The following is a 17,934-nucleotide window of genomic DNA, read 5'->3' on the forward strand; positions in this document are numbered from 1 at the left end:
GCGCTCCCGAAACGGGTGCGCGGCACGCCCGTTACCGTAGCGGCTACCGAGATCAGGCGCTGGGTCCCACCACCAGCAGATCTCCTACATCGCAGTCGAGCGCATCACAGATCGCCCGCAAGGTTGAATACCGGATGGCTCTGGCTCGGTCGTTCTTCAGCACCGACAGGTTGACGATGCTGACGCCCACGAGGGAGCTGAGCCGCGTCAGGGTCATGCCACGCTGCTCGAGGAGCTCGTCGAGCCGGCAATGAATACCGGAGTCCTCATCGGGAACCGCGGGCATCAGACGAGCCCGTCGGAGTCTCTTTGCAACTTCTGCCCGTATCGAAATACCGCGGCTACGGCGAACAGGGCCAGGCCCACCCAGATCGGCCAGAAATCCAGAGTCCATTCGTGGCCTGCCATCGGCAGCCCGATGACCTGACGAATATCAGTCCAGTCGATCTCGGCTGTGTCCAGACTCCACCCGGTTGCCCTGAGTACCTGAGAGGAGGCGAGGCCGCCCGCGACAGCATCACACACCTGCCAGCCAAGGCCGCCGACGATGATCGAGGTCGCGGTCAGGTTGATGCCGCGGGTCAGCGCCGGACGGAACGGATCCAGCCTGATGATGCTCGTGCAGAGCATAACAACAACGACAGCGATCACAACGTTCGTCGCTCCCTGAAGCGCGTCGCCGGCTGCCAGCCAGACGCGGGTGGCAGTGTCCAGCCCTGCCACGGTCACCACAGCGTGGTCGAACCCTCCACCCACAACGTCGGCGGTCGTCCCCGTGACCTCAACCGTGTTCGGCAGGCTGGGCCAGAATGGCTTGACGGGCAGCCGCACACTCACAGCGTCGCTGAGTAGCCGTTGCAGGGCATCGGCTACAGTTCTAAACACCGTCACCACCGCATAGAGGATCGCGATGATTCTGGTGGCCCGCACCGCCTTGGTGGGGCCGACATCGGTGCCCGGTCGAGATCCCGATCGACGTTCGATTACCACGACGGTCGCTATGGTGCCGAGCACGAGTAAGACGAGGAGAGCAGTCCACCAGGTTAGAGCCGCCATCAGCGTGTCATTTCAGAGTTCTTCGTGTCGTGTTGAATCAGCATCATGCTGGACCCTTACACCATAACGTTTGTCGATACATAACGATAAACGCTAACACGATTTAGACAGCGCGAAATGCGCCCCGAGCGATGACCAAGCATGCTGCCCAGTGTCGAGCAGTGGTGGCGCTCGGAGCGCCGCGCGGCAGCGCGAGGAACTTTATGCTCGCCGTCTCCTTGTTTCTGCCTGTGCATAGCTTCTGGTACTTTCGAAAATTTGGTCGATAACTCGCACTAAGGCCGGGTCGGGGAGGTTTTTTCTTTGAGCAAGTTTGCACTCAATTTCAGGTTTTTTCATAATGCACCGGACGGGTCTGCGCCGCGGTGAGGCCCCGGCGCACGGGCGGACCTGCCGATATCGACAATGCTGTGCTGCTCTGCAACGCCGGGCGTGTGAGTATCGAGACCTCTGGCTCGGACATCACCATGCGAGACGGCCGGCCCGGGGTCTGCGGCCCCTTGTGTTCGACCCCACCCAAACCTGGCGCGCCGCCGGCCAAAACCGCGCCGCCACCCCTGCCGAAAAACCCAAGTGGGAAAAGTAGGCGCCCGCCCCACGTGTACGACGCCGAGACCGCGCCACGTCGTGCACGTAGAGGTGTCGGCAAGATCGACTAGCGCGGATGTAGATTGTGGCGCCTCGACCACGGTGAGTGCCGCTTGCACGAGCGCATTCCGTAACTGCTACCTGGCGGTTGACCGGATCGATCGCGTGCGGCGTTGTGGAATGAGCCTGTCGCAGACCAGGACGGCTGACACCCCCACGGCATAGGCGAGGAGATCCACCGGCGCAAACGTCGTGCCGAGAATGAGTCTGGCCGGCGGAAAGACATCGGCCAGGGCAGCCGGCCCTGGGGATAGTTGGGTTGCCTCGATCGTCACGCAAACCAAGTAGGCGACCGTTGCACTGACCTGAGGTCGAAAGCGTGGAACGATGAACGAAACGGCCAGGTAGGTCAGCACCGCGTACAGAGCGTCGGCAGCGAAATCACCGACCGGTCCATTGTTGGTGAAATGAATTGTCAACCCCATGCCCGTGATGACAGCGCCGGAAGCCAGGAGGCTCCGTCTGCTCCTCGACGCGGGTCTCGTCCCACGCGAATACGGGGATTCCGAGCGTTCCATCCCTTGAGGATAGGGGACCGTCCCGCGGCACGGTCCTGGGGCAACCGTGTGCCGCGCTGGGCTCGATAAACTGAGCGGATGGCTAACCGCATCAATCCGAGCATTCTCGCCGCCGATTTCGTCAATATTGAGAGCGAGCTGGGTCGCATCCGCTCCGCCGACCTCGTGCACGTCGACATCATGGACAATCACTTCGTTCCAAACCTCACCTTCGGGCTGGGAATGGTCGAACGCTTGCAGCAGGTATCGCCGCTGCCGCTGGACATCCACTTGATGATCGACGATCCCGAGCGGTGGGCGCCCGGCTACGCCGAGGCCGGGGCCTACTCGGTCACCTTCCACGCCGAGGCCACGACCGAGCCCGTCGCTTTGGCCCGTAGCCTGCGACAGATCGGCGCGCGCGCCGGCATCGCTCTGAAACCGGGCACCGATGTCGCACCATATCTCGAACTGCTTTCCGAATTCGACCAGGTGCTGGTGATGACTGTAGAACCCGGATTCGGCGGCCAGAGCTTCATGGAATCGACCATGCCGAAGCTGGTTCAGTTGCGCACAGCAGTACAAAAGACCGGCCTCGACGTCTGGTTGCAGGTGGACGGCGGCATTACCGCACAGACTATCGAGATCGCAGCCATGGCCGGCGCCGACACCTTCGTGGCAGGTTCCAGCGTGTTCGGGGCCGAGAATCCGGCCGCCCAGATCGGCCTGCTGCGGGAGCGCGCGGCCAGCCACCGGCACGGGGCGGGTAACCTAGAGCTGTGAAAACATTCGATGACCTTTTCGTAGAACTGAGCGACAAGGCCGCCACTCGTCCAGAGGGCTCCGGTACCGTGCGCGAACTCGACGCCGGCGTGCACGCCATCGGCAAGAAAATTGTTGAGGAAGCCGCCGAAGTCTGGATGGCCGCCGAGTTTCAAAGCGACGACGAAACCTCCGCGGAAATCTCCCAGCTGCTCTACCACCTGCAGGTCATGATGATCGCCAAGGGCCTCTCTCCGGCCGATATCTACCGACATTTGTGATCCGCACCAGCGTGCGCCGCTGGCTCGTATTCACCAAATAGTCGTGTGAAAAAAACCAAGAGAGTATCCCTATGCTGAGAATTGCCGTGCCCAACAAGGGCTCGTTATCTGAAACCGCCGCGCAGATGCTTGCTGAAGCCGGCTATACCGGTCGCCGCGACCCCCGCGACCTTGTCACCGCCGACCCGCGCAACGGCGTCGAATTTTTCTACCTTCGCCCCCGTGACATCGCCACCTACGTCGGTTCCGGCGCCCTCGACGTCGGCATCACCGGACGCGACCTGCTGCTCGACTCGCACTCGAAAGCCGTGGAGATCGCCAGCCTCGACTTTGGAGACTCGACCTTCCGCTTTGCCGGGCCGGCCGGTCGCTTCACCGAGCTGACCGACCTCGACGGCCTGCGCGTCGCCACGAGCTACCCGGGTTTGGTCGAACGCTTTCTCGCCACGCACTCGGTGACCGTCGAACTGGTTGAACTCGATGGCGCGGTCGAATCGGCGGTTCAGCTCGGGGTAGCGGATGCCGTCGCCGACGTCGTCTCCACCGGGACGACCCTGCGCAAAGCCGGCCTCGAGATCTTCGGACCGGTCATCCTCGAGTCCACCGCCGTTCTGATCAGCTCCACCAACGACAAGGCTGGAATCGACACTCTGCTCCGCCGTCTCCAGGGCGTGCTCGTGGCCCGCCAGTACGTGCTTCTCGACTACGACATTCCCGTTGCCCTGCTCGATGCGGCCGCAGCGCTTGCGCCCGGCATCGAATCGCCGACGGTTTCCTCCCTTCACGACCCGGAGTGGGCCGCCGTTCGGGTCATGATCGGCCGTGTCGACATGAATAACGTGATGGATGCCCTCTACGCCCTCGGGGCCCGGGCCATTCTCGTCACCACCATCCACAACGCCCGTTTGTAACCCGGTGAGAGGAGAACTCGCATGAGTTTGAGTGTGCGCGTCATTCCCTGCCTTGACGTGGCCAACGGTCGTGTCGTCAAGGGCGTCAACTTTCAGAACCTGCGTGACGCCGGCGACCCGGTCGAACTGGCGCGACGCTACTACGAGCAGGGTGCCGACGAACTGACTTTTCTCGACGTCACGGCCACGGTAGACAACCGCTCAACGACCTATGACGTGGTGCGCGCCACCGCTGAGCAAGTCTTCATTCCGTTGACGGTCGGCGGCGGCATCCGCAGTGTCGAAGACGTCTCCCGGTTGCAGGCGAGCGGCGCCGACAAGGTCGGCGTCAACAGCGCGGCCATTGCCCGGCCCGCCCTCATCGCTGAAATCGCCGACCGGTTCGGCGCTCAGGTACTCGTGTTGAGCCTCGACGTGAAACGGTCCGAACGCACCGAGAGCGGTTTCGTCGTCACCACGCACGGTGGTCGTACCGAGACCGACCTGGATGCCGTGGCCTGGGCCCGGCAAGCGATCGAGCTCGGTGCCGGAGAACTCCTGGTCAACTCGATCGACGCCGACGGTACCAAGGCCGGTTTCGATACCGACCTGATTGCGCTCATGCGCGCGAATAGTCGGGTTCCGGTGATCGCCTCCGGTGGCGCCGGGCGGGTAGAAGACTTTCCCCCGGCGATCCGAGCCGGCGCGGATGCCGTTCTCGCGGCGTCTGTTTTTCACAATGAATTATTGACCATAGGCGACGTCAAGCGTGAGCTCGCCGACGCCGGAATGCTGGTGCGCTGATGACCAACGAACTGACCGATCAGCTGGATGCCGCTGTATTCAGTGACAACGGGCTGCTGCCCGCCGTCATCCAGCAGTGGGACACCCATGAAGTGCTCATGCTCGGGTGGATGAACCGGGAAGCGCTGCGCCGCACCCTCACCGAGGGCCGCGTCACGTTCTGGTCGCGCAGTCGGCAGGAATTCTGGCGTAAGGGCGACACCTCCGGCCACGCTCAGTATGTGCAGTCCGCCGCCTTCGACTGCGATAGCGACACACTGCTCGTGCAGGTCGACCAGGTTGGAGCGGCGTGTCACACCGGAACGCATACCTGCTTCGACGGCCGCGACCTGGGCGCGACCACCATGAACAGGCCGATGGAATGAGTGACGGTATCCCAGTGGCAACCGGTTCCCGTACCGCCGGTTCGACGACGCGCCATCAGTTTGACGCGTTGACCGGGGAGCACCGGGTAATCCCGGTGATCCGGGAACTATTCGCCGACGGTGAGACCCCCGTCGGCATCTACCGCAAGCTCGCCGAGGGGCTGCCGGGTAGCTTTTTGCTCGAGTCCGCCGAACAGGGCGGCATCTGGTCTCGGTTCTCCTTTGTCGGTGTCTCCTCGTTTGGTGTGCTCACCCAGCAGGGCGACGACACCCGATGGATCGACTATGGGCTCTCTGCCGAGCGTGCGCTCGGTTCCGCAGCCGATCTCGGACCGCTCGATGCTCTGGCCTACTTGTTCGAACGCTGGCAGACGCCCAGGCTGCCCGAGCATCCTCCACTCACGGGCGGACTGGTCGGCTTCATCGGCTGGGAGGCGATTCGCCAGATCGAACGCCTGCCGCACCAGCCGCCGGCCGACTACGACGTGCCAGGCCAATCCTTCAGCTTCGTCGCCGACCTCGTTGTCCTCGACCACAAGTACGGAACCGTGCAGCTCATCGCCAACGTGCTCAACGACGGTGCCGACACCCCCGAAAAGCTCTGGGCTGACGCGAGCACACGACTGGATTCACTGCAAACCCGTCTCGCCGCGCCCGGAGAAGCCTGGCTGGCCGAGGTTGACCTGCAGGCGCCGAGCGCGCCCCTCCACCGCACCACGCGAGACGATTTTCTCGCCGCCGTCAACGTCGGCAAACAGCACATCGTCGACGGCGACGTGTTTCAGGTCGTCATCTCCCAGCGTTTCGACCAGGTCTGCACCGCACACCCCATCGACGTCTACCGGGTGCTGCGCAGCCTCAACCCGAGCCCATACATGTACCTGCTCAGCCTGGAAACGCCGAACGGCGACCCGTACTGGATCGTGGGGTCCTCGCCCGAAGCGCTCGTCAAGGTGCAAGACCAACGCGTCTTCACCCACCCGATCGCTGGCTCGAAACCCCGTGGCACCACACCGGATGCCGACGCCGACTTCGCGATCGAGCTCGCCGAAGACCCCAAGGAACGTGCCGAGCATCTCATGCTCGTCGATCTTGCCCGCAACGACCTGCTCAAGGTCTGCGCGGCCGGGTCGGTCGAAGTGACCGAATTCATGCGGATCGAACGGTTCAGTCACATCATGCACCTGGTGTCCTCGGTCGAGGGCAACCTGGTTCCCGGCAAGACCGCGATCGACGTCTTCCGTGCCACGTTCCCGGCCGGCACCCTGTCGGGCGCGCCGAAACCGCGGGCGCTCGAGATCATCGACGCCCTCGAACCGGCCCAGCGTGGCGTGTACGGGGGAGTGGTCGGCTACTTCGGCTTCGCCGGCGACGCCGACCTGGCTATCGCCATCCGTACCGCCACCATCAAGGACGGCATCGCCCGAGTGCAGGCCGGCGGCGGCGTCGTCACCGATTCCGATCCGGCCTCCGAGTATGCGGAGTCGCAGAACAAAGCGGCAGCCCCCCTGCGCGCTGTCGCTATCGCCAACGCGATGCGGCGAGTGTTCTAATGAGCAAACGGATGTCTCCGCGTCGCCTCAAACTCGTGCTCATTCTCACCATTTTGGGCGCGAGCGCCCTGGCAATGCTCGCCTGGACGCAGGTGTGGGTGCACGCTGAAGTGGGGCTGCCCGACGCTGGAACCCAGGTACTCCAAATCGACGGAGCCATCGCCGCGCCGGCCCTGACGGCGCTGGCGCTCTCCGGGTTCGCCCTCGCCGCGGCCCTCACTATCGCGGGGCGGTTCATCCGGGTCGTGCTCGGTGCGCTCGAAGTTCTTCTCGGATTCTCGGTGTTTCTCGCCGCCTACCTCGCGGTCGAGGATCCCTCCCAGGCCAGTGCCGCTGCGGTCACCGCCGCGACCGGAGTTGCCGGACACGAGTCCATTCAGCTGGGCGTTCTCGGCACGGTGGTCACCGCGTGGCCGTTCGTCGCAATGGGCGCCGCGGTCATTATGGTGGCGACCGGTGTGAGCGTCATCATGACGAGTGCACGGTGGCCCGGGCCGACCCGTAAATACCAGGGCGTGCGTTTTGAACCGGTAGTCGCCCCCGACGGTTCCCTGCCAGCTTCGCCCGTGACCGATGATGTGTCGACCGAGCCCGCACCGGCGGACTCCGTCGGTGACTGGGACGATCTCAGTCGCGGCGAAGACCCGACCGCTCGCTAGGGACGCGCTGCCGCTCCGCTAGACTTGGGTTGCTTGTCAACGCATACAGGCTTACGCATTCACGAGGAGAACCATGAGCATCGATCTGTCAGATCCCGGACACGGCCACTCCCCGGCGGCTTGGATCGCGGTCATCATCATGCTGGCTGCCTTCACTATCGGCACCACAGCATTCTTCTTCAACCTGGTCTGGCTCGTCTGGGCCTCCTTCGGATTGCTTATTGCCGGGCTCATCGTCGGCTACGTTCTCGGTAAAGTCGGCTACGGCGTCAGCGCCACGTCGACCGGCCACTAGCCGTCGGCGCTGAGACCTGGTGCTCCAAGAACTTCTCGCCGGCGCGCTCTCTGACGCCGAACAGCGCCTCCTCACTCGCCCGCTGGCGAGCGTGGAGGCTGCGGCGCGCGCCCACGCGCCCGCCCTCGATGCCTTGGCAGCCCTGGCCCCCACTGACCGAGTCAAGATTCTCGCAGAAATCAAGCGGGCCAGCCCGAGCCGTGGCGCCCTGGCGTCCATCACCGATCCGGCAGCCCTGGCAGTCTCCTATGAAACCGGTGGGGCCAGTGCTATCAGCGTGCTCACCGAGGGTCGCCGTTTTCACGGCTCCATGACCGACCTGGAGCAGGTGCGGGCTGCGGTGAGCCTTCCCCTCCTACGCAAGGATTTCATCGGCACGCCGTACCAGGTGTTCGAGGCCCGCGCTGCGGGCGCCGATCTGGTGTTGCTCATCGTCGCCGCCCTCGATCAAGCCACGCTGCTCTCGCTGCACGCGCTCATCCACGAGCTCGGCATGACCGCCCTGGTCGAAACGCACAGCGGCGACGAAGTCAGTCGCGCTCTCGACATCGGAGCCAGCCTGGTCGGGGTCAACGCGCGTAACCTGTCCACCTTTGAGCTCGATCCGAACCTCTTCGGCACTCTGGCCGGCACAATTCCGTCCGGCGTCATCCGTGTCGCCGAATCCGCCGTCAAGACAGCCGCCGACGTCGCGCACTACCGTGGCGCGGGCGCCGATGTCGTCCTGGTCGGCGAAGCGCTCGTCACGAGCGATCCCATCCGAACCCTCTCTGAGTTTTTGGCGGTCTAAATGTCTCTACGTACACAGCCCGGCCCGTATTTCGGTGACTTCGGCGGCAGGTTCGTGCCCGAATCCCTCGTGGCGGCACTTGATGAACTGACGGCGGAGTACGAACTCGCCAAGAACGATCCGGCTTTCGCCGCGGCCTTGATGACGTTGCACATGAACTACAGCGGTCGCCCTTCCATCATCACCGAGGTGCCGCGCTTCGCCGAATATGCCGGTGGCGCCCGCATCATCCTCAAGCGCGAAGACCTCAACCACACCGGTTCGCACAAGATCAACAACGCCCTCGGCCAGGCCCTTCTCACCCAGCGCATCGGCAAGACCCGTGTGATCGCGGAAACCGGGGCTGGCCAGCACGGTGTGGCCACGGCCACCGTCGCGGCCCTGTTCGGGCTGGAGTGCGTCGTCTACATGGGCGAGGTCGACACCGAACGTCAAGCCCTCAACGTCGCCCGCATGCGTTTGCTCGGCGCCGAGGTCGTTCCCGTGAAAACCGGCTCGCGCACCCTCAAGGACGCCATCAACGACGCCATGCGCGACTGGGTCAGCAACGTCGACACCACCAACTACATTTTCGGGACCGTAGCCGGACCGCATCCGTTCCCCGCCATGGTGCGTGACTTTCAAAAAATCATCGGTGAAGAGGCCCGCAAGCAGGTTCTCGATCTGACCGGCAGCCTGCCCGACGCGGTCACCGCCTGCGTTGGCGGCGGTTCCAACGCCATGGGGATTTTCGATGCCTTCCTCGACGACCCCGATGTCGCCCTGTTCGGCTATGAAGCGGCTGGCGACGGCGTCGAAACGCCCAGACACGCGGCGACCATCACGAAGGGCCGCCCAGGCGTGCTGCACGGAGCCCGCAGCATGCTGCTGCAGGACGAAGACGGTCAAACCGTTGATTCGCACTCCATTTCGGCGGGCCTCGACTACCCGGGGGTCGGGCCAGAGCACGCCTGGCTTGCCAGCATCGGCCGGGCCACCTATCTGCCGATCACCGACGACGAGGCAATGAGCGCCCTGCGGCTGCTGAGTCGCACCGAGGGTATCATTCCGGCGATCGAGTCGTCCCATGCCCTCGCCGGCACCCTCGAACTTGGTCGCGCGCTCGGCCCGGAGGCAACCATCCTGGTCAACCTCAGCGGTCGCGGCGACAAAGACATGGAAACAGCCGGTCGGTACTTCGACCTGCTCGACGAAGGCGCGGAACAGTCATGACGACCCCCATCACCAGCGGCGCTGTGAGCACGGTCGAACACACCATCGCCCGGAAGCGCTCCGAGGGCGGGGGAGCCCTCATCGGCTATCTTCCGGTGGGTTTCCCCACGCTGACCGACAGCATCGATGCTGCGGTGGCGCTCGTGGCCAACGGCGTCGACATCATCGAACTCGGCCTGCCCTACTCCGACCCGGTGATGGACGGCGCCGTGATCCAGGCGGCCACCCAACAGGCGCTGGCCAACGGATTCAAGCTGCGCCACGGGTTCGAGGCTATCCGGGCCATCACCGCGCAGGTCGATGCCCCCGTTCTGGTCATGACCTACTGGAACCCCGTCCTGCAGTACGGCGTTGAACGATTCGCCGACGACCTGCGCGCCGCTGGCGGTGCCGGACTGATCACTCCAGACCTCATTCCCGACGAAGCCGACGACTGGATGAGCGCAAGCGAACGCACCGACCTCGACCGCGTCTTTTTGGCCGCACCATCGTCGTCTGACGCACGCCTGGTGCAGGCGATCGAGGCGAGCCGCGGCTTCGTCTACACCGTCTCGACGATGGGAACCACTGGCGCTCGCGCCGGCGTGGACGCGGCCGCCCGCATATTGGTGGAGCGCCTGCGCGGGGTCGGCTGCACGAGTGCATGCGTCGGCCTCGGCATTTCCACCCCCGAGCAGGTGCGGGAAATTCTCGGCTATGCCGACGGCGCCATTGTCGGGTCAGCCCTCGTGAAAGCACTCACCGACGGGGGAGTACAAGCTGTCGCCCGTCTGGCACTCGACCTGGCTGCGGGCGCTAACAATATTCGCCCGGCGTCAGCCCCCCGGTAAATCCAGGCGCGCTCTACACTCAATTGTTCGCGGCGATCGATTCGCCCCAGGTGACGTGAGTCACGATGAAAGGTAGTACCCCGGTGTCTGTGAATCTTCTTCTGAGCGCGAGTATCCCGAGCCCTGAGTGGAGCTTCTTCGATGTCGGCCCGTTCCGCATCCATGCGTACGCGTTGTGCATCCTTGCCGGAATCATCCTGGCGACCATCATCACCTCGCGTCGCCTGACCAAGCGTGGCGCGGAACCGGGCGTCGTACTCGACATCATCCTCTGGGCGGTCCCGCTCGGTATCGTCGGGGCGCGCGTCTACCACGTACTCACCCACCCGGGGGACTACTTCTTTGAAGGCGCCGACCTGCTGCGCACCCTGTACATCTGGGAGGGCGGTAACGCCATCTTCGGATCATTGATCGGTGGCGCCGTCGGCGCGTATATCGGCTGCCGGCTGGCGGGCATCCGCTTTTGGACGTTCGCCGATGCTGTCGCGCCAGCGCTGCTCGTCGCGCAGGCCACCGGCCGGCTCGGCAACTGGTTCAACCACGAACTGTTCGGCCTGCCGACGACCCTGCCCTGGGGCCTCGAAATCGAACCAAACAATGTTGCCTTCCCGGTCGGGCTGCCGGCCGGCACGCTGTTCCACCCGACTTTTCTCTATGAAATCATCTGGAACCTGCTCGGTGTGGCCGTCATCCTCTACCTCGAACGCAAATTCCGTTTGCGGTTCGGTCAGACCCTGGGTGCCTACCTCATCTGGTACGGACTGGGACGCAGCTTTTTTGAGTCGATTCGCATCGACCCGAGCGAGATCTACTTCGGTATCCGAACCAACGTCTGGGCTGCCCTGGCAGCCATCGCACTCGGTCTGGTCATCATTCTCGTGCAGCGTCACCGCCACCCAGGCCTTGAGTCCAGCCCGTATGTTTCCGGCCGGGAATGGATTGCGCCTGACGCTGGGGTAGAATTCGAAGACAGCGATTCGGAACCAGAAGACGACACCACCGCGGATCAGAGCGATGATGCCGATCACCCCGAATCACCCGCGACCGCAGCCACAAGCACGAGCGCTCCGCGTCTGTAGTCTCACGTCTGCCAATCCCAGCTGACATACCCGTAGCGGCGCCCGGTTGTGGGCCCGGCCCGAACAGGGCGCCGCTCCGGTCTCCTGCACACTTCACCATCGGGCCAACGTCGTCCCTTACAGCCAATCATTTCGTGAGGACGGTCTCCATGGCGCAGAAACCTCTCTATTCCCGCTTCAGCAGCATGCCCGAAGCATCCGGTCTGTACGACCCGTCGGCCGAACGCGACGCGTGCGGGCTGGCCATGGTGGCGACCCTGCGGGGAACCGCCGGTCACGACATCATCACCCAGGCCCTCGATGCCCTGCGCAACCTCGAGCACCGCGGTGCGGTCGGCTCCGACGCCGGCACCGGTGACGGCGCCGGCATCATCACGCAGGTACCGGATGCGTTCCTGCGCGCCGTGACGGATTTCGCGCTTCCCCCGACGGGTCAGTACGCCGTCGGCAACGTGTTCCTACCGACCGACCCGACCGCGCGCACCAGGATCAAACGCGCAATCAGCCTGATCGCTGACGAGGAAAGCCTCACCATCCTCGGCTGGCGCGAGGTTCCGGTGCACCCGGAAGACCTCGGCATCCAGGCCCGCGCCAATATGCCCGCCATCCAGCAGCTGTTCGTGCAGAGCGCCCGCACCACCGAATCCGGCGACCCGTTTTCGGATATCGCGCTGGATCGGCAGACGTTTCGGCTGCGCAAGCGTGCCGAACGCGAACTGGAGATCTACTTCGTCTCGCTGTCCAGTCGCACCCTGGTCTACAAGGGCATGGTCACGACCCTGCAGCTCGAACCGTTCTACCCCGACCTGTCCGACGAACGCTTCGTCTCGACACTCGCCCTCGTGCACTCCCGCTATTCCACAAACACGTTCCCGTCCTGGCCCCTGGCCCAGCCGTTCCGCATGATCGCCCACAACGGCGAGATCAACACGGTGCAGGGCAACCGCAACTGGATGCGTGCGCGCCAGTCCCAACTCGAATCCGAGCTGCTCGGCGACGTCGCGCCACTGCTGCCGATCGTCACCCCGGGCGCGAGCGACTCGGCCTCCTTCGATGAGGTCGTCGAACTGCTCAGCCTGTCCGGTCGATCGCTGCCACACGCGATCATGATGATGGTGCCCGAGGCGTGGGAGAACCAGACCGACCTCGACGACGAACGTCGTGACTTCTACGAATACCATTCCATGCTCATGGAGCCGTGGGACGGCCCAGCCGCGATCGTTTTCACCGATGGTTCCCTGGTAGGGGCAACGCTCGACCGCAACGGCCTGCGCCCCGGACGCTACCTCGTCACCGACGACGGCCTCGTTGTGCTCGCGAGCGAAATCGGCGTGCTCGGCATCGACCCGGCCCGCGTCGTGCGTAAGGGCCGCTTGCGCCCCGGACAGATGTTCCTGGTCGACACCAAGGCCGGCCGCATCATCGACGACCGGGAGATCAAAGCAGAACTGTCCGCGAGCGAACCGTGGGGAGATTGGCTCGAGAAGGGGCGCATCAACCTCGAGGACCTCCCGGAGCGAGAGCACATCGTGCACCCGCCGGCATCCGTCGTGCGTCGTCAGCGCACCTTCGGCTACACCGAAGAAGAGGTGCGCATTCTGCTCGCCCCGATGGCCAGAACCGGTGCTGAACCGCTGGGCGCCATGGGTAGCGACACCCCTATCGCCGTGCTCAGCGACCGCCCACGCCTCATGTTCGACTACTTCACCCAACAGTTCGCGCAGGTCACCAACCCCCCGCTCGACTCGATTCGCGAAGAAGTCGTCACAAGCCTCAAGCTCGCTCTCGGGCCGGAACGCAACCTGCTCTCCGCCGGTCCGGAGCACGCCCGCCAGGTCATTTTGAATTTTCCGGTCATCGATAACGACGAACTGGCGAAGATCCAGCACATCGACCCGGTCGTCGGCAGCCGCACCACCACGACCATTCGTGGCCTCTACCGCGTCGAAGAAGGCACCGACGCGCTGTCAGAGCGCCTTGCTGCCATCTGTGTTGAGGTCGACGAAGCCATCGCGGCCGGTGCGTTGTTCATCGTGCTGAGTGACCGCGACTCCAACAAAGACCTCGCACCCATCCCATCGCTGCTCATGATCGCTGCCGTGCACCACCACCTGATTCGCACCGAACACCGTATGAGGGTCGGGATCGTCGTCGAGGCCGGCGACGTGCGCGAGGTGCACCACGTGGCGCTGCTGATCGGCTACGGCGCGTCCGCCGTCAACCCGTACCTGGCAATGGAAACCTGCGAAGACCTCGTGCGCAGCGGAATCATCACCAACGTCACGCCCGAAAAGGCGGTGCGCAACGTCATCAAAGCCCTCGGTAAGGGCGTGCTCAAAATCATGTCCAAGATGGGCATCTCCACCGTGTCGTCCTACGCCGGCGCGCAAACCTTTGAAGCCGTTGGCCTCGCCCAGTCCTTCGTCGACCAGTACTTCACCGGAACGACGAGCAAGCTCGGCGGCGTCGACATCGACGTGATCGGTGTCGAAAACCTGGCGCGGCACGCATCCGCGTATCCGATGGATGCCGCCGTCACCGCCCACGAACGCCTCGCGACCGGCGGCGAATACCAGTGGCGTCGGGACGGGGCCCCGCACCTGTTCAACCCGGAGACCATTTTCCGTCTGCAGCACGCCACCCGCACCCGGCGCTACGACATCTTCCGTGAATACACGAAGATGGTCGACGATCAGGCCGAATCGCTGATGACGCTGCGGGGCATGTTCACGCTCAGCCCCGGCCAGCGCCCCCCGGTACCCCTTGACGAGGTCGAATCGGTCTCCCAGATCGTCAAACGGTTCTCCACCGGCGCGATGAGCTACGGCTCCATTTCGCAGGAAGCGCACGAGACCCTCGCGATTGCCATGAACCGCCTCGGCGGTAAGTCCAACACCGGCGAAGGCGGCGAAGACCTCGACCGTCTACTCGACCCGACCCGGCGGAGCGCGGTGAAGCAGGTGGCGTCGGGCCGATTCGGCGTGACGAGCATGTACCTGACCCACGCTGATGACATCCAGATCAAACTTGCCCAGGGTGCCAAGCCCGGTGAGGGCGGTCAGCTTCCTCCCACCAAGGTGTACCCGTGGATCGCCCGCACCCGGCACGCCACGGCCGGCGTCGGCCTCATCTCGCCGCCACCGCACCACGATATCTACTCGATCGAAGACCTCAAGCAGCTCATCTTCGACCTGAAACGGGCCAACCCGAAGGCGCGCATCCACACCAAACTGGTCAGCCAGTCCGGTATCGGTGCCGTCGCGGCCGGTGTCGCCAAGGCACTCTCCGACGTGATCTTGATCAGCGGGCACGACGGCGGAACGGGCGCCAGCCCAGTCAACTCGCTCAAGCACGCCGGCACTCCGTGGGAACTCGGCCTCGCCGAGACCCAGCAGACGCTCATGCTCAACGGCATGCGTGACCGCGTGGTCGTGCAGGTCGACGGCCAGCTGAAGACCGGGCGTGACGTGCTCGTTGGTGCCCTGCTCGGCGCCGAGGAATTCGGTTTCGCCACCGCGCCTCTCGTCGTCTCGGGCTGCATCATGATGCGCGTCTGTCACCTCGACACCTGCCCGGTCGGCGTCGCCACGCAGAACCCGGAGTTGCGCAAACGCTTCAACGGTCAGGCTGACCACGTCGTGAACTTCTTCGAGTTCATCGCCCAGGAGGTTCGTGAGTACCTCGCCGAGCTTGGATTCCGCAGTCTGGACGAAGCCATCGGTCACCGTGAGGTGCTGAACGTCAACCGTGCCCTGAACCACTGGAAGGCACAGGGGCTTGACCTCTCACCCATTCTGAGCGGCCCGGACTTTTCCGAGAACGAACCGCGCAAGTGGGCCCGCTCCCAGGAGCACGAACTCGACAAGCACTTCGACAACGAACTGATCCGCCGAAGCCAGAACGTGCTCGAGCACGGCGGAACGATCAGCATCGACCTGCCGATCCGCAACACCGAGCGCGCCGTCGGAACCATGCTCGGCAACCAGGTCACCCTGCGGCATGGCGAAAACGGCCTGCCGGCCGGGTCCATCGAGGTCACCCTCACCGGGTCTGCTGGGCAATCATTCGGAGCGTTCCTGCCGAGCGGCATCACCCTGCGGCTCGAAGGCGATTCCAACGACTATGTCGGCAAGGGCCTCTCGGGCGGGCAGATCGTCGTGCGCCCCGACCGGGCCAGCCAATTTCCCGCCGAAGACAACGTCATCGCCGGAAACGTCATCGGTTACGGGGCTACCCAGGGCAGCATGTTCATTCGCGGCATCGTCGGCGAACGATTCCTGGTGCGCAACTCCGGCGCGATCGCCGTCGTGGAGGGTGTGGGCGACCACGCCCTCGAGTACATGACCGGGGGCCTCGCGGTCATCCTCGGCGAGACCGGACGCAACCTCGGAGCCGGGATGAGTGGCGGCACGGCATACGTCTACGGGCTCACCGCCGAACGGGTCAACCGTGATGCGTTGACCTCGGGGGAGTTGCGCCTGCTGGCACTCGACAGTGTCGACCGTGAGATCGTGCGCGACCTGCTCGAACAGCATCGAGACCAAACCGACTCCGCGCTGGCCACGCGAATGCTCGACAACTGGGAAGAAACCATGGATACATTTGTCAAGGTGCTGCCGCGCGACTACGCGGCCGTACTGGAGACCAGACAGACGGCACTCGATGAGGGACTCGATCCCGACGGACTCGTTGTCTGGAATCGAATTCTGGAGGTAACCAATGGCTGATCCGAAGGGATTCCTGAAGACCACGGAACGTGAGCTGCCGGCTCGTCGGCCGGTGGCCATCCGTTTGATGGACTGGAAAGAGGTCTACGAGCAGGGTGATAGTGCCGTGCTCAAACGGCAGGCCGGCCGCTGCATGGACTGCGGTGTGCCGTTCTGCCACCAGGGTTGCCCGCTGGGCAACCTCATTCCCGAGTGGAACGACCTGGTCTGGCGCGACGAGGGTCGAGCGGCCATCGAACGCCTGCACGCGACGAACAATTTTCCCGAATTCACCGGTCGTCTCTGCCCGGCGCCGTGTGAATCGTCGTGCGTGCTCGGCATCAACCAGCCGGCAGTGACCATCAAGCAGGTCGAGGTGTCAATTATCGACCAGGCCTTCGCGAAGGGCTGGGTGCAGCCGCAACCGCCCGGCCGTCTGACCGGCAAGACCGTCGCGGTCGTCGGCTCCGGCCCGGCCGGGCTGGCCGCAGCCCAGCAACTCACTCGCGCCGGTCACACCGTCGCCGTGTTCGAACGGGACGATCGCATTGGCGGGCTACTGCGCTATGGCATTCCGGACTTCAAAATGGAGAAGAAGCACCTCGAGCTGCGCCTCGCCCAGATGACCGCCGAGGGCACCCGGTTTCGCGCGAACGTCAACATCGGTGTGGACATCGCCTGGGACGACCTGCGGGCCCGCTATGACGCTGTCGTGGTGGCGACTGGCGCGTTGGTTCCCCGCGACCTGCCCATTCCGGGGCGCGATCTGCCCGGAGTGCACTTCGCCATGGAATTCCTCGTTCAGCAGAACAAGATCGGCGCCGGTGGAAGCATCGAAGCGTTGATCACCGCCGAGGGCAAGCACGTCGTTGTGCTCGGCGGTGGCGACACCGGTGCCGACTGCATCGGCACCGCGCATCGCCAGCTGGCAGCATCCGTCACCAACCTGGCGATCGGCAAGCAGCCGGGCACCACCCGCCCGGAGAGCCAGCCCTGGCCGATATCGCCGACCCTGTTCGAGGTGTCCAGCGCTCACGAAGAGGGCGGGACCCGCCAGTACCTCGCGTCGACGGTCGAATTTCTCTCCAACGAATTCGGCGAGGTGCGCGCCATTCGCATCGCCGAGACCGAGTACCTTGACGGACGTCGCGTTCCCAAGGCCGGTTCGGAACGGGAGATTCCGGCGGACCTGGTGTTGCTCGCTATGGGATTCACCGGTCCGGAACAGGGCGACCTCAACCATCAGCTGAAGGTTCCTTTCGATGGGCGCGGCAACGTTGAGCGTGACGGTAACTATCAGACCAGCCAGGAGGGTGTCTTCGTCGCCGGTGACGCCGGCCGTGGCCAGTCGCTGATCGTCTGGGCCATTGCTGAGGGTCGCGCCGCTGCCGCTGCGGTCGATGAGTTTCTGGAAGGGCAGACGCAGCTTCCGTCTCCCGTCAAGCCCACAGATCGCTCGTTTGCCCTGTAACTCACTAGCCTTCCTGCCCTACGTTCAAATGCGCCT

General features: G+C 64.3%; 17 protein-coding genes. 14 read left to right on the forward strand and 3 right to left on the reverse strand.

The window, feature by feature from the left end; translation table 11 throughout:
• Positions 1 to 52: 52 nt before the first annotated feature.
• From CXY72_RS18150 to CXY72_RS18160, 3 genes are all read right to left on the reverse strand, one after another.
• The gene (locus CXY72_RS18150) at positions 53 to 286 is read right to left on the reverse strand and encodes a helix-turn-helix transcriptional regulator (protein ID WP_104129054.1); all 234 of its coding nucleotides are present in this window, start codon (positions 284 to 286) and stop codon (positions 53 to 55) included.
• Positions 286 to 1,056 carry a hypothetical protein gene (locus CXY72_RS18155; RefSeq protein ID WP_104129055.1) on the reverse strand — a complete coding sequence of 257 codons (771 nt, stop codon included), beginning with the start codon at positions 1,054 to 1,056 and terminating at the stop codon, positions 286 to 288. The genes CXY72_RS18150 and CXY72_RS18155 overlap by 1 nt, the downstream gene beginning before the upstream one ends.
• Positions 1,057 to 1,781: 725 nt before the next feature.
• Positions 1,782 to 2,129 carry a DUF2809 domain-containing protein gene (locus tag CXY72_RS18160; protein WP_158252629.1) on the reverse strand — a complete coding sequence of 116 codons (348 nt, stop codon included), beginning with the start codon at positions 2,127 to 2,129 and terminating at the stop codon, positions 1,782 to 1,784.
• A gap of 171 nt (positions 2,130 to 2,300) precedes the next feature.
• Between CXY72_RS18160 and rpe the strand changes: the two genes are divergently transcribed.
• From rpe to CXY72_RS18230, 14 genes are all read left to right on the forward strand, one after another.
• A complete protein-coding gene (gene rpe, locus CXY72_RS18165) occupies positions 2,301 to 2,984 on the forward strand; it encodes a ribulose-phosphate 3-epimerase (RefSeq protein WP_104129057.1) in 684 nt (227 codons plus the stop codon).
• On the forward strand, positions 2,981 to 3,244 hold the full coding sequence (locus tag CXY72_RS18170) for a phosphoribosyl-ATP diphosphatase (protein ID WP_092340073.1): 264 nt from the start codon (positions 2,981 to 2,983) through the stop codon (positions 3,242 to 3,244). Before rpe ends, CXY72_RS18170 begins: the two co-directional genes overlap by 4 nt.
• A gap of 71 nt (positions 3,245 to 3,315) precedes the next feature.
• Entirely contained in the window at positions 3,316 to 4,155 is an 840-nt protein-coding gene (gene hisG, locus CXY72_RS18175; protein WP_104129058.1) for an ATP phosphoribosyltransferase, read from the forward strand.
• Positions 4,156 to 4,176: 21 nt separating this feature from the next.
• Positions 4,177 to 4,938: an imidazole glycerol phosphate synthase subunit HisF gene (hisF, locus tag CXY72_RS18180; protein ID WP_104129059.1), complete on the forward strand. Its 762-nt coding sequence runs from the start codon at positions 4,177 to 4,179 to the stop codon at positions 4,936 to 4,938.
• Entirely contained in the window at positions 4,938 to 5,303 is a 366-nt protein-coding gene (gene hisI / locus CXY72_RS18185) for a phosphoribosyl-AMP cyclohydrolase (RefSeq protein WP_104129060.1), read from the forward strand. The genes hisF and hisI overlap by 1 nt, the downstream gene beginning before the upstream one ends.
• The gene (locus tag CXY72_RS18190; RefSeq protein WP_104129061.1) at positions 5,300 to 6,856 is read left to right on the forward strand and encodes an anthranilate synthase component I; all 1,557 of its coding nucleotides are present in this window, start codon (positions 5,300 to 5,302) and stop codon (positions 6,854 to 6,856) included. Before hisI ends, CXY72_RS18190 begins: the two co-directional genes overlap by 4 nt.
• Positions 6,857 to 6,867: 11 nt before the next feature.
• Entirely contained in the window at positions 6,868 to 7,515 is a 648-nt protein-coding gene (locus CXY72_RS18195) for a Trp biosynthesis-associated membrane protein (RefSeq protein ID WP_158252630.1), read from the forward strand.
• Between the two features lie 73 nt (positions 7,516 to 7,588).
• Entirely contained in the window at positions 7,589 to 7,810 is a 222-nt protein-coding gene (locus CXY72_RS18200; protein WP_104129063.1) for a DUF6704 family protein, read from the forward strand.
• Between the two features lie 19 nt (positions 7,811 to 7,829).
• Positions 7,830 to 8,600 carry an indole-3-glycerol phosphate synthase TrpC gene (trpC, locus tag CXY72_RS18205; RefSeq protein WP_104129064.1) on the forward strand — a complete coding sequence of 257 codons (771 nt, stop codon included), beginning with the start codon at positions 7,830 to 7,832 and terminating at the stop codon, positions 8,598 to 8,600.
• The gene (gene trpB, locus CXY72_RS18210) at positions 8,601 to 9,812 is read left to right on the forward strand and encodes a tryptophan synthase subunit beta (RefSeq protein ID WP_104129065.1); all 1,212 of its coding nucleotides are present in this window, start codon (positions 8,601 to 8,603) and stop codon (positions 9,810 to 9,812) included. It abuts the gene before it with no gap.
• Positions 9,809 to 10,642 (forward strand): tryptophan synthase subunit alpha, encoded by an 834-nt coding sequence (gene trpA / locus CXY72_RS18215; RefSeq protein WP_104129066.1) that lies wholly within the window; start codon positions 9,809 to 9,811, stop codon positions 10,640 to 10,642. The genes trpB and trpA overlap by 4 nt, the downstream gene beginning before the upstream one ends.
• An 89-nt stretch (positions 10,643 to 10,731) precedes the next feature.
• The gene (gene lgt / locus CXY72_RS18220) at positions 10,732 to 11,721 is read left to right on the forward strand and encodes a prolipoprotein diacylglyceryl transferase (protein ID WP_370446281.1); all 990 of its coding nucleotides are present in this window, start codon (positions 10,732 to 10,734) and stop codon (positions 11,719 to 11,721) included.
• 149 nt (positions 11,722 to 11,870) lie between these two features.
• Positions 11,871 to 16,448 (forward strand): glutamate synthase large subunit, encoded by a 4,578-nt coding sequence (gene gltB, locus CXY72_RS18225; protein WP_104129068.1) that lies wholly within the window; start codon positions 11,871 to 11,873, stop codon positions 16,446 to 16,448.
• Entirely contained in the window at positions 16,441 to 17,898 is a 1,458-nt protein-coding gene (locus CXY72_RS18230) for a glutamate synthase subunit beta (protein ID WP_104129069.1), read from the forward strand. Before gltB ends, CXY72_RS18230 begins: the two co-directional genes overlap by 8 nt.
• Positions 17,899 to 17,934 lie beyond the last annotated feature (36 nt).

The organism is Cryobacterium sp. Y57, from assembly GCF_002929505.1.
GTDB lineage: Bacteria > Actinomycetota > Actinomycetes > Actinomycetales > Microbacteriaceae > Cryobacterium.

Excerpts from the sequence above, each read along its gene's own strand:
- rpe (WP_104129057.1), top strand. The coding sequence starts at position 2,301 with ATGGCTAACCGCATCAATCCGAGCATTCTCGCCGCCGATTTCGTCAAT.
- trpB (WP_104129065.1), top strand. The coding sequence starts at position 8,601 with ATGTCTCTACGTACACAGCCCGGCCCGTATTTCGGTGACTTCGGCGGC.
- hisF (WP_104129059.1), top strand. The coding sequence starts at position 4,177 with ATGAGTTTGAGTGTGCGCGTCATTCCCTGCCTTGACGTGGCCAACGGT.
- CXY72_RS18190 (WP_104129061.1), top strand. The coding sequence starts at position 5,300 with ATGAGTGACGGTATCCCAGTGGCAACCGGTTCCCGTACCGCCGGTTCG.
- trpA (WP_104129066.1), top strand. The coding sequence starts at position 9,809 with ATGACGACCCCCATCACCAGCGGCGCTGTGAGCACGGTCGAACACACC.
- CXY72_RS18155 (WP_104129055.1), bottom strand. The coding sequence starts at position 1,056 with ATGGCGGCTCTAACCTGGTGGACTGCTCTCCTCGTCTTACTCGTGCTC.
- CXY72_RS18230 (WP_104129069.1), top strand. The coding sequence starts at position 16,441 with ATGGCTGATCCGAAGGGATTCCTGAAGACCACGGAACGTGAGCTGCCG.
- hisG (WP_104129058.1), top strand. The coding sequence starts at position 3,316 with ATGCTGAGAATTGCCGTGCCCAACAAGGGCTCGTTATCTGAAACCGCC.
- hisI (WP_104129060.1), top strand. The coding sequence starts at position 4,938 with ATGACCAACGAACTGACCGATCAGCTGGATGCCGCTGTATTCAGTGAC.
- gltB (WP_104129068.1), top strand. The coding sequence starts at position 11,871 with ATGGCGCAGAAACCTCTCTATTCCCGCTTCAGCAGCATGCCCGAAGCA.
- CXY72_RS18195 (WP_158252630.1), top strand. The coding sequence starts at position 6,868 with ATGTCTCCGCGTCGCCTCAAACTCGTGCTCATTCTCACCATTTTGGGC.
- CXY72_RS18150 (WP_104129054.1), bottom strand. The coding sequence starts at position 286 with ATGCCCGCGGTTCCCGATGAGGACTCCGGTATTCATTGCCGGCTCGAC.
- CXY72_RS18200 (WP_104129063.1), top strand. The coding sequence starts at position 7,589 with ATGAGCATCGATCTGTCAGATCCCGGACACGGCCACTCCCCGGCGGCT.
- CXY72_RS18160 (WP_158252629.1), bottom strand. The coding sequence starts at position 2,129 with ATGGGGTTGACAATTCATTTCACCAACAATGGACCGGTCGGTGATTTC.